Below are 14,424 nucleotides of genomic sequence, written 5' to 3'. Positions count from 1 at the left end.
GATGTCTATTATATAGTGGTTCTATTCTTAACTAAATGGAGATGACCACTTATGAACACTAAAAACTATGACTATTTTAAAACGCTGCATGATCAAAAAAATCCACTGATCCTGTACAACTGCTGGGATGTAGCCTCGGCTAAAGCAATAGAGCAAGCTGGATCAAAGGCGCTAGCAACCAGCAGCTATTCCATGGCGGAAGCGTGGGGATATCCGGACGGTGAACAGCTTACATTTGAGCTTATGCTTTGGATGATATCAAAGATTGCCGAACGAGTAGCAGTTCCATTGACCGTAGACATCGAAGGTGGATATGCTATAGATGAGGATATTTTAGCGCATAACATGGAGCAGTTATTTCAATTAGATATCTGTGGTATCAATTTTGAAGATCAGATCGTAAATCATCCTAACAATGAACTATGGGAGACCAGCGAACAAAGCCGGAGGATTAAAACCATACAACAAGTAGCCTCCGAACTGCAAAAGCGCGTGTTTATTAACGCTAGAACGGATATCTTTTTCAAGGCTAAGGAACATTCGATGGATCTAGTCAATCAAGCTATAGAACGTACCTATGCTTATGCAGACGCTGGAGCGGATGGGATTTTTATACCGGGGCTCGCTGATCCAAGCTTGATTGAACAATTTGTTAAAAAATCGCCACTGCCTGTGAATATCATGGTTATGGACAGTATGCTTTCGAATCATGAATTGCAAAATATTGGCGTGAAACGGATTAGCTATGGACCGCGTAGTTTCTTTCAGGCACAACATAACCTCCAAGAAAATGCCCGGCAAACGCTTGATGCCTCAGGACTTTATTTAGAAATGAGCTAACCACACTATGATAACTAATGAGCAGGATATCGATAAATATTATAAGATGCTGGTCGAGAAAAATTCGAATTATGAGGGCGTATTTTTTGTAGGAGTGAAAACAACGGGCATCATGTGTAGGCCAACTTGTCCCGCTAAAAAGCCATTAAAAGAAAATTGTGAGTTTTTTGCTACAGCCAAGGAAGCCTTATTAGCTTCATATAGACCTTGTAAAAGGTGTCAGCCGCTATCCAATCCAACAAAAATGTCTCCTGAAGTAAAGCGGCTTGTAGAAGCTATTGAGAGCAATCCGGAACGAAAATGGACAGATAAAGATTTTGATGAGCTGTCTATTAGTGCAAACACGGCACGCCGCCAATTTAAGAAACAATTTGGAATGACCTTTATCGAATATGCACGTTCTAGACGTTTAGGACTGGCATTCAAACATATTAGGAATGGGGATTCAATCATTAACGCACAACTGGAAAGCGGGTACGATTCGAGCAATGGGTTTAGGGATGCTTTTTCACGAACGATGGGGACTGTCCCGAATCATTCCAAGCAGATTAAAGTGCTGTACTGTAATTGGATAGAAACGATATTGGGTTCTATGCTGGCCATCTCCGATGAAGAGAGTCTTTTACTGCTGGAATTTGTGGATCGCAAGGGACTTGAAAATGAAATCAAGAGATTACGCATTCGCTTAAATGCAACTATATTACCTGAAAAGATAGCCGTCCTTCACCAAATTGAGGAGGAATTGAAGCTGTATTTCACCGGTGAACTTACGGAATTTACAACGCCGGTTCGTTATCTGGGCTCAGACTTTCAGCAAAAGGTGTGGAATGAACTCCGGAAAATACCTCTGGGACAGACAGCTTCTTATAAGGAGCTTGCAGAGAAAATCAACAATCCTTCTGCTTGCCGCGCTGTAGCAAGGGCGAATGGCACCAATCAACTTTCAATCTTGGTTCCATGTCATCGAGTGATAAATAGCAATGGTGAATTGGGGGGCTATGGAGGCGGGCTTGCCAGAAAAGAATGGTTAATCAAACATGAGTCTAACCGCTCCTTAAAGCAGAATAATTTCATTTAACTACTTCTTTCTATTACGGAGAAAGTGATGGGTTCCCTTACTTCAAGGCAGGAGATTCATCACTTTCTGTACTTAAATATTGAACTAACATGTCCACAAATCGGTTAGCAATTTGAATATCCTGAAGTTCGTTGTTGAAATCGTCTTTGGAAATCAGGCTCATTTTCTGCAATAAACCCATCATAGACGTGAAGATGAAATGAGCAGTGGATAAGGGTTCTGTATCAAATTTTAATGATCCATCTTTAACTCCGGCCTCCAGAGCATCCATTAAGAAATGTCGTTCTTTACCCCGCATCACAAAATTTCTGTAATTTTCTTTGAGTTCTTTACTGTAATCATAGGCTTCAAAATGCAAATCGAATAGAAGAATGAATTTGATGTAACCTGGGTGTTGCCGGGCATAATCAATCCAAGCATTAAGCATCGAAGCAAGCATTTGCTTACCATTCATTTCAATTGAAGAAGGTGCGCTTCTAACAAATTGCGTCATGCTCTCCAGAATTTCCATTTGGACCTCAAAAATCAGTTCGTTCATGGACTGAAAATGCTTATAAAAGGTAACCCGGCTTACACCAGCCACGTCGCAGACATCCTTAATATTAACTTTGAGAAAGCTTTGCTTCATAAAAAGATCCTTCGCCGCAGCAATCAATTCTTCCCGGTTTCTGTTTTTTAAATTCTGGTGCCAGTTCTCAGTCATGGGTTACACTCCTTTCTTGTTCTTTTTTTGGTTTTTGTAAGGTGATGAAAAAGGCAGATGCCAGAATAATTGCCCCAAAAATATAGGGGATATCCATGTGTTTGTCAAACATCAATCCCGCTAAAATGGGTCCAAGTATGTTTCCTATGCTGGTATACGTTGTATTTAATCCGGCAGCATATCCTTGCCGATCACCAGCTGAGTTAGCAATCAATGTACTTACTGTGGGTCGTAAAAAAGCATTAAAAGCAAAAAATAAACCGGATACAACTAATAAATAACCTAAATTGATCTTGAATATCATCAACAATAAGGTTATAGCGGTCATCACCAATGATATACGTATAAGCTTTATCTCGCCAAGTCTCTTAATCAGATGATCAAGCAGCCAGATTTGCACAATAATGCCTATAATAGCACCAACTGTGATAATGATTGAGATTTTCGTTGCATCAAAACCGTATTTTTGTTCCACAAAAAGGGCGTACACCGTTTCATAATTCATCAGACCAAATGTCATGATCAGAATGAGCAGAAGATAGCGGAAATAGGACGTCCGGAATGAATTTACGATTTGATTACGAATGGATTCCCGAGGGGCCTGTTTATTAACGGATTTCCGTTTTTCCTTTGGGAGTGTCTCTGGCATATAAAAACAAAGTATCGTAGCGATAAGTCCAAGTCCACCCGCAAAAAAATAAGGCGTCCGTATGCCAAACCCAGCGATAATGCCGCCTAACCCTGGACCAAGCACCATACCCAAATTCATGGAGGCCCCCAAGTACCCCATACCTTTAGCGCGGGTTTCATGGGTGGTGATATCAGCGACGTAGGCCATATTGGAAGGAATCATGATTCCGATACCTATACCCCCAATAAATCTAGCGACATAGAGTAGGGGCAATGTCGTAGAGACAGCAAATATCAGATCTGAAAGTACGGTTAAAAACATTCCGGAAATGATCATTGATTTTCTTCCCCATTTATCCGAAAGCTGTCCCCCTATAGGTGAAAAAATAAACTGTGCTGCTCCAAAAGCTGCAATAAGATATCCGGCAGCAGCCCCTGACGCATTAAACAGCTTCAGATACTCAGGTAGAATGGGAATAACCATACCTTGCCCCAATAAAGCGATAAATAGATTCAACATCAGAATGAAAAGTGGAAATCTAGCAGACTTAGATAAGCTGCTCATATCTTAGCCCTCCCATATGGTTTACACTGTGTAATTCTTTACTCGATGTAAACCATGATAATGGAATGATGGCCCCTTGTAAAGGTGTATCTGAAATTTAGGATACCTCGTTTTTTGTACGTTTTTTCAAGTAAAAAAAGTACTGTTTTAAACAAAAGAAGGAAAATTTATGAATTCACATCATTATCCAAGTATGATAGCATGATCTATATATTTTGGTGTAAAGCGCGGGCTTATCTTAATAAGATTGGAGCGAACATCATGCTTAAGGTTCTGATCGTGGACGATGAACCCTGGGTTCTTGAGGGGCTAAGGACGATGATCGACTGGGAAAAATTCGGTTATGAAGTTTGTGGTGAAGCTCAAAACGGCACGGATGCGATGAGGCTTATCCAGGAGAATAAACCGGAACTGGTTCTTACGGATATTAATATGCCTGTAATTAACGGACTTGAGCTTATTACAAAGTTGAATGAGGTGATGGAGAAACCTCCTAAATTTGTGATTCTGTCTGGATATGATGACTTCAAGTATGCACGTACGGCATTGCGCCAGCGGGTAAATGAATATTTATTAAAACCCATTGATGATGAAGAAATAGAGGCTTTATTAAGCAGGATCACTCCAATAATCCAAAATGAAATCGCTTCCAATGAGGAGTTTGATAAAAAGCAATTTTTTATCGTAAATAATATCATCAACCGCCTGATCCAAGGGGAGTATAACGAAAATTTAGAGCTTCTAACCCGAAACACCTTGAAGCTTCAAGCGGATGCAGAGTTAATGTGTATTCTTATCGAACCGTCCTCCTCTATGAATCCATTCCAACCACAGATAAGTGATTATTTTTCCGAGGAACACTTCTGCTTCTTTCAAGACGGATCGGGAAGAGCGGGGATCATTCTTCAGTCTGCTTCTATCGGCAATGAGAGCCTGGAGACTATCGTGAACCAGATGCATTCAGATCTCACTGAACAATCACAGGAGCTGGTCTTTCTAGCACTTAGCAGCAGAATGGTCGGGGTGAGCTCGATTCGAGAGATTTATAGGCAGGCACTTGAGGTATGGAAACGAAAAACGCATCAGCAGAAAAGAGGGGTCTTTTATTATAGTGAGCTTAGGAGCCTGAAAAAGGAAGAACCTCATGAGGATCATTTCAGACAGCTGCTGCATAAGGTCCAAACGAATGATTCGGAACAGATCCAGCCTTGTGTAAAAGAAGCGTTCACTGCTTTCGTCGAGAATCTGTTGACCCTTGAAGTTGTAAAAGCAAAAGTGGCCCATTTAGAGCTTACGATCTGTAGAATTATAGCTCAAATGAATGGAGACCCGGATAAGATTATGACTAAGCTTCAGCAAGAATACGGAAATCTAGGTGAGCTTAGTGATTATTTTATATTAAGCCGTTATGTACAAAATCTGTGTGAACGGGCTGCCGTCTATCTGTCTGAACTAGAGCAGCAGAATGAACAAAATACGATTTACAAGGTTATTCAGTATGTGGATCGGGAATTTCGGAATAAATTAAAGCTTCAGGATTTGGCACAACAATTTCATATTAATTCTACCTATTTGGGACAACTGTTCAGAAAGCAAACGGGTCAGGGTTTTAGTGAATACCTAAATGCCAAACGGATTGAAGAGGCAAAAAGTCTGCTGAAACGAACACAGCTAAAGATATCGGATATAGCGGTGCAGGTGGGATTCTCTAACACTGATTATTTTATAGATAAGTTTAAGCTGCTTGTAGGGGTAGTACCATCCGTGTATAAAAATGAGAATAAGAACCAACAGCTCTAGGGGAAGCAAGGTGTTTCATATGGAGAGAAAAAAATTCAGATTTAGAAAAGTAGTGAATGATATTCCCTTGAATTATAAATTTTCCCTTATTTATATCATAGGTGTTCTTCTCCCTATCATTATTATTAACCTTGTTTTTTTGGATCGGATTTCCGATCTGATCAAATCGAGAGAGCAGCAGAATCTGGAGATATCCTTAGAAAGAGCCCGAAAGGATATTCATGACTTCATTGAAGGTGGGGTAGCTGTCAGCTATACGCTTTCTGCCGATAAGAACCTGTATGAATTGCTTGAGCGGACATATGGGAACTCTATTGAATTTTATGACACTTTTGATGAACAGCTGAGAGACCGCATGAACAGCTATATGCCGGTGAATAATCAGATTGAACGGATTACTGTATTTACAAACAATGATTCCATTGTTTCTGGCAGCAACTATCAGGTCATCAATGAAAAGGTAATGAATAGTGAATGGTATAAGCAGTCGAAGGCTGCGAATAAACATCTGTTTCTTGCCGCTTATCATATGAGTGATACCTCTAGTGTGATTTCTACAGCGCCTTATTTGAGTGTTATTGAGCGAATGGACGCTTACAGCTCATACAATAAATTTGAAAAGCTGCTTAGAATTGATTTGGATCTCAGTAAAATATATGACGTGATTATCAGGGAAAAAGATTACTTGAGTCTTTATTTAGTTAACGAGCAGGACGAGATTATTATGTCTGCACAAAGCGGCTATCAAAGAGGCACCGCGGAACCTTATCCCGTGTTCAAGCTGCAGGATGATGAGCGCAAGGAGGATGTGCATATTGTACCCGTCGGCGGAGCTAGTTATATAAAAGGCTGGCGGATAATAGGAATTACACAAGGTGAGCGTATTGCCCAAGCGATAATGGAGATTCGGATTTATGCAGGGATTCTGGCGTCTATTGTCACGCTAATCACAACCGCTTTTTTATATGTGATGTTAAGATCCTATAATTATCGGGTGAAACGGTTGTCCAGACATATGCAGAAAGTATCCAATGAGAAATTTGAGCTGATTCGGATTGATGAAGGTCAGGATGAGATCGGGGGCTTGATCCGTAATTTTAACAGGATGACCACTACCATTAATTCCTTGATCAATGATGTATATAAACTGGAGATTCAAAAAAATAATCTGGAGATGGAAAGAGTAAGAGCTGAACTGAATTTCCTGCAAAGCCAGATGAATCCGCATTTTCTGTTTAATACGTTAAATGCCATTTTGGTGGTCTGTACTAAAAATAATTACTCGGATGTTACGGATATCATTAAGAGTTTATCGAAATTACTTAGACGGCTGCTGAGCTGGAAAGAGGATCTCGTTACCTTGGAAGAAGAAATGACTTTCATCGAGATGTATTTGAAAATTGAAAAATTCCGGTTCAGGGATAAATTCGACTATCAATTTGAGATCGATGAGCAGTCGCTTCAATATAAGATTCCCAAGCTAAGCATGCAGCCGCTCGTTGAGAATTCCTGCAAACATGGTCTACAGGCCATAGAGGGACTAGGTGTGATAAAAGTGAAGACGTTAGTGGAGGAGGGACGATTAAAAGTTACCGTCTCTGATAACGGTAAAGGGATAGAGCCAGAGAAGCTGCAAGAATTATTAGGTAATGTTCAAAATGAAGCGTCTTCGGGAACGAATATCGGAATCCGCAACGTGTACCGCCGATTAGAATTGTACTATGAAGATCAGGTCCGTTTTGATATCAGCAGCGTTCCGGATGAAGGGACCATTGTCACTTTTGACATTCCACTAAAACTCCTGGAACGGAAGAATAGCTAGAAAGTGAGGGACCCCCAATGAAATACAAAGTATTATTGATCGATGATGAGCCTAGTGCGCTTGAAGCGATGCAGCTGTGGATTAATTGGCAGGAGCTTGGCTTTGAGGTATGTGGAACCTCCAGCAATGGCAAAGAGGGGCTGGAGCTAATGAAACAGCTAGAGCCAGATCTTGTAATTACGGATGTTAATATGCCGCTAATGAATGGGCTGGAGATGATCGCAGCTTGGCAACAAGCTGAGATTAAGGAGATCAAATTTGCCATACTAAGTGGTTATAGTGAGTTTGAATATGCCAAGACAGCTATACATTATGGAATTAATCATTATCTGATGAAGCCAGTGTTTCCGGAAGAGGCGGCAGAAGAATTGCTGGAGATATATCAGGAGCTGGAGCAGGAAGCTCAGAAGCGCAGTTTAAATCAAATAGCCTCCTTAGAGGAGGCTGTTTCTCTCCTGAAAGGAATGCTGCATGAGAAAGCTGAGCAGTCGAATCAGGAGATCCTTAACCGACTATCGGAAGGGAAAAGCCATTGGAATATTTGTTTGATACAGACAGAGCCGGTTTTGTATACGGACATCAGAGAGCAAGCCTCAGCCCTCCTAACCGATAAAGATTCGATGTTCCTGATGGATCTGGAGAGTCATTGTTTTGGAATCGTATATGGATATAATTCATTGTCCACTGAGGGAGCTGTGATCGATCAGATCGCAACTCCCTTGCTGAATGAACACCCAAAACAAGCTTTGTGTATTGCAGCTGGCGCTGGCGTAGGCTCCTTGCTTCAGATCGGGGACAGTTACCGAACGGCGAAAGAAGCATTAATGTATTATTTTTATTATCCTGAAAATGCAGCGGTCCTGACTTATCAAGAGATTAAGGATAGTCCCTTCAGTTATCACTATGATCAAATTCAACTGATGGATGACTTGATAAGACCTATTAACACACTGGACTCCGCAGATTTTAACCAGGCTGTGAACTCGGCAGCCCGCAGTTTCCGTGAGCAGCGCATCGCTCCAGAGGTTGTGAAGAAAATTGTTATTCATATGATGTATAAGATTATTGAGTTTACCTCGGAAGCCAGTGAAGTCCATGAGTCCTCCTTATCTAATCAAATTAGAATCCCCGCGATGTTAGACTCAATGATCACCTTGACGGACTTAATGCGTAATTTGCTATTCTGCGGCGAGGCCAGTATCGATATCCTTCTTAAGGAACAAAACCTAAAATCACAGGGGATTGTTCAGGAGATTAACAATTATATTGAAGAGCATTTTCGCGAATGTCTTACTATTAAGAGACTATCAGAGGTTTTTTTCCTGCACCCGGTATATCTGGGCCAATTATTGATCAAGAAGAACGGTATTAATTTCAATGAACAGCTGCATAACCTCCGAATAAAAGAGGCAGTACATTTACTTCAACAAAATAAATTAAAAAATAGTGAAATCGCTGAAAAAGTGGGCTATGGAAATTATAGTCAGTTCCTCAAGCAATTTGAAAAAAAGCTGCATATGAGCCCTAACGAATTTAAAAACACTAATACCTAAACTTTTTGGGGGTACATCTTTAATTCTGGCGTATTTTCAGAAGATTATCACCTCTATAATTTAACTTGTAAGGGCTTACAACATTGTTACACCAACAAATATATGGAGGTGCTTTATGGGGGGCAAGTTAATATCCAAATGGAAACTTAGTCTGATTGCTGTGTTATCCCTAAGCTTTACCTTAGCAGGGTGCGGAGGAAATAACAGCAACAATACGACGGCTAAAGGGGAAGACAAACCAGCAGAAACAGCCACTTCAACTGCTGCAGGAACAGATTCTGAGAAGATTGAACCTTTTGAAATTAGTATCTTTCTTGGAGAAGCAGGCCAGCAACCAACACCAGATAATAAAATTTATAAAATGATTAAAGAAAAAACAGGCGCATCCTTCAATTTCGAATTCTTAGCTGGGGATCTTAACCAGAAGTTAGGCGTAATGATTGCCGGTCAGGATTATCCGGATTTGATGACTGCCAATACTAAGCTGACAGGAGCGGAAGCTTTTATCCCGCTTGAAGATTTGATTGAACAATATGCTCCAAATTTGAAAGCGCATTACGCAGATTACTGGAACATGATGAAAGACCCGAATGATGGACATATTTATACGCTTCCGAATTATGGTGCGTATAACGGTAAAGTGAATACAACCTATTATGCAGGTCCAGCTTTCTGGATTCAGAAGGACATCCTGAAAGATGCTGGTTACCCACAGGTGAAGACCTTGGACGAGTATTTTGACCTCATTGTGAAATATAAAGAAAAAAATCCAACCATCGATGGAACGCCAACCATCGGATTCGAAATTCTTAACAACGACTGGAGAAACTGGGGGTTGTTTAACGCTCCTCAGCATCTGATCGGACACCCTAATGATGGCGGGGTAGTAGTTAATGATAACGTTGCAGAAATCTTCGCAGATAAAGACTATGCTAAGCAGTACTATCAAAAGCTTAATGAAATGAACCAATTGGGCGTTATCGACCAAGAAACATTTGTGCAAAACTACGATCAATATTTGGCGAAACTGTCTAGTGGAGCCGTTCTGGGAATGTTTGATCAGCACTGGAACTTTGGTTCAGCAGAAGATTCACTCCGGACACAAGGTAAAGATGAAAGAACTTATGTAGGACTTCCACTTGTGTTTGATACCAGCACTAAAGATTATTATCTGGATCGCCCAGCGCTGAACTTGAATAATGGCTTCGGGATCAGTATCAATGCCAAAAACCCTGAAAAAATTATTAAACTAATGGATACATTGATTCAAGAAGATTGGCAAAAAATCTTCACTTGGGGTATTGAAGGTGAAGATTATCAAGTGGAAAATGGCCGTTTTATAAGAAATGAAGAACAACGGAAGAACGCAGTTGATGCTACATGGAAGCTCAGCAACAAAGCAGATGCTTGGTATGCTACAGCTCCGAAATTGCAAGGATTCTTTGAGGATGGAAACTCAACAGATGCTGCGGCTCAACCAGAAGAATACCGGGCTGCACTCAAGCCGTATGACAAGGAAATTCTTGATGCTTATGGCTACAACAGTTATGTGGATTTCTTCAGCGAGCCTGAGCCGAACCCAGTAGCTTATCCAGCTTGGTCCATAGATCTTGTTGAAGGCTCAGATGCCAAAATTGCCGAAACGAAGCTGAATGAATTGCGAACCAAATACCTGCCAAAAGCAATCTTGGCCAGTCCATCAGAATTCGATAAGGTTTGGAATGACTTTGTTGGAGAAATTGGTAAAGCGAATGTCAAAGCCTATGAAGACAAAATCAATGAACAGCTTAAATGGAGATTTGATACTTGGAGTGTTAAATAGTTAGAGCTTGCTTAAAAATCAGAAAGTGGTGGCTTATTAGGCCAACCACTTTCTGAAATATATGGATGATGTGGGGAGAAAACATATATGGATGAGATATTAACGGGGAAAAAAGTTAACCGGCATCCTAAAAGAAAAAAGAAGCAACCGATTACAATGACCTTGATTAAGAATCAGAAACAGCTGATTTGGATGTCGGTTCCATTAATGCTTTATATTATACTATTTGCTTATGTTCCCATCTGGGGATGGACGATGGCTTTCCAAGATTATAAACCAGCTAGAGCATTTAGTGAACAAACATGGGTGGGTTTAAAACACTTCAAGTTTCTTTTTACGGACGATAGCTTTTTGAGAGTACTGCGCAATACGTTGGCCATGGGCCTAATTAATCTAGTTCTAGGATTTGTGACTGCGATAATACTGGCATTGCTGCTTAATGAGATCAAAAATGTATTTTGGAAAAGAACCGTTCAGACCATATCCTACTTGCCTCACTTCCTCTCTTGGATTATTGTAACAGGCATTGTAGCTACTTCTCTTTCGGTTAATGACGGGATTATAAACATCGTGCTCATGAAATTGCATCTCATTGATTCACCGATCCTTTGGTTGAGTGAAGGGAAGTATTTCTGGGGTATTGTAGGTGCTTCACACGTCTGGAAAGAAGTCGGATGGAGTACTATCATCTACTTGGCTGCTATCGCCTCTATTGATCCGGCTTTATATGAAGCTGCTGAGATTGATGGAGCGAACCGGTATAAGAAAATGCGTCATGTAACTTTGCCGGGCATGAAAGCAACCATTGTAATCCTGTTAATAATGTCCGTAGGACATGTACTGGAAGCTGGATTTGAGGTTCAGTACTTGTTAGGAAACGGGCTTGTCGTAGATTGGTCGGAAACGATTGATATATTTGTATTGAAATATGGTATAGCGCAAGGGAATTATTCCTTAGCTACCGCGGGTGGTATTTTCAAAACAGTCGTAAGTGTAACGTTGCTGCTATTAGCTAACTGGACTGCGAAGCGGCTAGGGGAAGAGAGGCTGTTATAATCATGGAAAAAACTCAATTGATTCCTCAAAAATCTCCAAAAAGTAATGCTGGAAACCGGATGAAAAATCTGAGGTTCGAACCCGTAGTGTTCAGCACCTTCAATACTATATTTATGGTTTGTCTAGTTATTGTTACCTTGTATCCATTCCTGAATACTATAGCAGTCTCCTTTAATGCGGGGAATGATACCATCCGCGGCGGCATTTATTTATGGCCTAGAGAGTGGACCATACAGAACTACAAAGCGGTTTTTGCCTCAGGTACAATTTATAATGCTTTTTGGATTTCGGTAGCACGAACAGTGATATCTACGATCCTGAATCTATTTTTAACCACGATGCTTGCGTATACGTTAAGCCGGAAAGAATATGTTTTCCGCAAACATATTACCTTTATATTCGTCCTTACCATGTATTTTAGTGCGGGTCTGATTCCAAACTATTTCCTTATGAAGGATCTTCATTTGCTCAATTCGTTCTGGGTATATGTAATCCCGTCCATGGTAAGTGCATTTAATATGATCGTTATCCGTACTTACATTGGTACCTTACATGAAAGTCTTATGGAATCTGCAAGAATCGACGGTGCCGGGGAATTCAAGATCTTCATGAAAGTAGTCTTCCCTTTGTGTAAACCTGTTCTTGCTACCATCGCCCTTTTTGTTGCAGTAGGTGCGTGGAACCAATGGTTTGATGCGTTTATCTACACCTCTTCCCGCCAGAACTTGAGTACATTGCAATATGAATTAATGAAGCTGCTATCCTCTACTATGAACTCGAACAGTAACCCTAGTGTAAATAACGGGACAGGGATGACTCAGGAGTCGGTACATGCCATGGTTACACCAATCTCCATACGGGCAGCCGTTACGATCGTTGCTTCGGTTCCAATTTTGCTAGTTTATCCATTCATGCAGAAATATTTTGTGGTCGGTCTAAATGTAGGAAGCGTGAAGGAATAAGGAGCTTGCAATCACTATTAAGTAATAGGAAGGTTGTCTGTTAAATTATGACCCCATCTTTAATCACATACACGAATCCGATACTTCCAGGCTTCTATCCTGATCCAAGTATCACTCGGGCAGGGGATGACTACTATTTAGTTTGCAGCTCCTTTGAGTATTTCCCTGGCGTACCTATTTTTCATAGTCAGGATTTGATTCACTGGACACAAATAGGTCATGTACTCCATCGTGTAAGTCAGCTGGATACTCGTAAAAGCAAGAGCTCTGGAGGGATATTTGCCCCAACGATCCGCTATCATGAAGGAACGTTTTACATGATAACGACCGAAGTACACGGGAAAGGGAATTTCTATGTTACGGCTACGGACCCTGCGGGTCCGTGGTCAGATCCGATTAGTATTCCTTATGGAGGAATTGATCCTTCTCTAATGTTTGATGAGGATGGAAAGGTATATGTAACCACCCAGCAGGGGGCAGATTATGACTCCCATGCCATCCAATATGAGATAGATATTGCTACGGGAGCAGCATTAACAGAACCTGTTGTCATCTGGACTGGGGATGGCGGACCTTGGACGGAAGGACCCCATTTGTACAAAATAAATGGAATGTACTACATCATGACGGCTTCAGGAGGAACGGCTAAGGAGCATCGGGAGATCATTGGCCGCAGCTCCTCTCCTTATGGACCGTTTGAACGATTGCCGCATCCGATATTGACGCACAGCGGTACTGACAATCCCATTCAGTATTTAGGGCATGCCGATTTGATTGAGGATCGTAACGGGGATTGGTGGGCCGTATTCCTTGGAGTAAGACTAGTAGATGCAAAATTTACTGTGCTTGGAAGAGAGACTTTCCTTGCTCCGGTAAGCTGGACTGAAGACGGATGGCCGATGATCGATAATAATGAAGACACAGTTGGACTGGAAATGAAGGTTTCACGTGTACCTGGTCAATCGCCAAAACCTGAGACTAGTGGAAGATATGATTTTGATGATCAAGTATTGCCGCTGGGATTAGCCTTTCTGCGGAATCCGGCTGAGGGAAGCTGGTCCTTAAACGAAAGACAGGGATGGTTATCTCTTCGGGGACAATCTTCAGGTCTCAGTGAAGTAGGCCAAGTGGCTTTTGTAGGCAGAAGACAGCAGCATACTTCGGCAGAATGGAGCACGCTGCTAGAAATGCCTTCATCTATTGCTGATGTGGAAGCTGGACTTTGCGCCAGATTAGATGAGAACGCTCATTATGAAATTGGACTTGTTCAAAAAAACGGGCAAAAAGTGATTACAGCTCATGTGACTATGGATGGAGTAACCCATACAGCGGCAGAGGTTCCAACTACTGCCGAGCGAATTTATTTGAAAGTTAAGGCTGAGCTTTCCGAATACAGCTTCCTTTATTCTTTGGATGGGCAGGAGTGGAATAAGCTATCAACAGCAGCAGCGTACCCATTATCCCCTCAAGCCGTAAAAGGAAATGGATTTACGGGTGTTCTTATTGGATTATATGCAACAGGTCATGGCAAGGTGGCTGAGGTGCCTGCCTACTTCGATTGGTTCGATTATCAGTCTTAATTATTCGAATACT

Annotated in this window: 11 protein-coding genes; 9 read left to right on the top strand and 2 right to left on the bottom strand. The window is 41.2% G+C overall.

The window, feature by feature from the left end; translation table 11 throughout:
• Window positions 1-51: 51 nt before the first annotated feature.
• Window positions 52-840: an isocitrate lyase/phosphoenolpyruvate mutase family protein gene (locus MHI51_RS26170; RefSeq protein WP_405173366.1), complete on the top strand. Its 789-nt coding sequence runs from the start codon at window positions 52-54 to the stop codon at window positions 838-840.
• Between the two features lie 7 nt (window positions 841-847).
• Complete coding sequence (locus tag MHI51_RS26165) at window positions 848-1,918, top strand: bifunctional transcriptional activator/DNA repair enzyme AdaA (RefSeq protein WP_405173365.1); 1,071 nt, start codon at window positions 848-850, stop codon at window positions 1,916-1,918.
• A gap of 37 nt (window positions 1,919-1,955) precedes the next feature.
• Here the strand turns inward: MHI51_RS26165 and MHI51_RS26160 are convergent, their stop codons facing one another.
• Complete coding sequence (locus tag MHI51_RS26160) at window positions 1,956-2,621, bottom strand: TetR/AcrR family transcriptional regulator (RefSeq protein WP_076194117.1); 666 nt, start codon at window positions 2,619-2,621, stop codon at window positions 1,956-1,958.
• On the bottom strand, window positions 2,614-3,816 hold the full coding sequence (locus MHI51_RS26155; RefSeq protein WP_076220199.1) for an MFS transporter: 1,203 nt from the start codon (window positions 3,814-3,816) through the stop codon (window positions 2,614-2,616). Before MHI51_RS26155 ends, MHI51_RS26160 begins: the two co-directional genes overlap by 8 nt.
• Before the next feature lie 261 nt (window positions 3,817-4,077).
• Here MHI51_RS26155 and MHI51_RS26150 point away from each other — a divergent pair, with 261 nt between their 5' ends.
• The 7 genes from MHI51_RS26150 (at window position 4,078) to MHI51_RS26120 (ending at window position 14,411) form a co-directional block, all read left to right on the top strand.
• Complete coding sequence (locus MHI51_RS26150; RefSeq protein ID WP_076220198.1) at window positions 4,078-5,616, top strand: response regulator; 1,539 nt, start codon at window positions 4,078-4,080, stop codon at window positions 5,614-5,616.
• Between the two features lie 19 nt (window positions 5,617-5,635).
• The gene (locus MHI51_RS26145) at window positions 5,636-7,438 is read left to right on the top strand and encodes a sensor histidine kinase (protein WP_076277209.1); all 1,803 of its coding nucleotides are present in this window, start codon (window positions 5,636-5,638) and stop codon (window positions 7,436-7,438) included.
• 17 nt (window positions 7,439-7,455) lie between these two features.
• Window positions 7,456-8,991 carry a response regulator gene (locus MHI51_RS26140; protein WP_405173364.1) on the top strand — a complete coding sequence of 512 codons (1,536 nt, stop codon included), beginning with the start codon at window positions 7,456-7,458 and terminating at the stop codon, window positions 8,989-8,991.
• Between the two features lie 115 nt (window positions 8,992-9,106).
• Window positions 9,107-10,813: a sugar ABC transporter substrate-binding protein gene (locus tag MHI51_RS26135; protein ID WP_076280136.1), complete on the top strand. Its 1,707-nt coding sequence runs from the start codon at window positions 9,107-9,109 to the stop codon at window positions 10,811-10,813.
• 87 nt (window positions 10,814-10,900) lie between these two features.
• Window positions 10,901-11,869: a sugar ABC transporter permease gene (locus tag MHI51_RS26130; protein ID WP_076130468.1), complete on the top strand. Its 969-nt coding sequence runs from the start codon at window positions 10,901-10,903 to the stop codon at window positions 11,867-11,869.
• 59 nt (window positions 11,870-11,928) lie between these two features.
• A complete protein-coding gene (locus MHI51_RS26125) occupies window positions 11,929-12,831 on the top strand; it encodes a carbohydrate ABC transporter permease (RefSeq protein ID WP_139329891.1) in 903 nt (300 codons plus the stop codon).
• 47 nt (window positions 12,832-12,878) lie between these two features.
• Window positions 12,879-14,411, top strand: a complete 1,533-nt coding sequence (locus MHI51_RS26120) for a glycoside hydrolase family 43 protein (RefSeq protein ID WP_076277187.1) — start codon at window positions 12,879-12,881, stop codon at window positions 14,409-14,411.
• Window positions 14,412-14,424: the final 13 nt, after the last annotated feature.

The sequence above is a fragment of the Paenibacillus sp. FSL H8-0260 genome (assembly GCF_045040625.1).
In the GTDB taxonomy this organism is placed as follows: Bacteria; Bacillota; Bacilli; order Paenibacillales; family Paenibacillaceae; genus Paenibacillus_AQ; species Paenibacillus_AQ odorifer.
The sequence above is the reverse complement of the archived record's forward strand: the minus strand, read 5'-3'. Positions and strand labels throughout refer to the sequence as shown.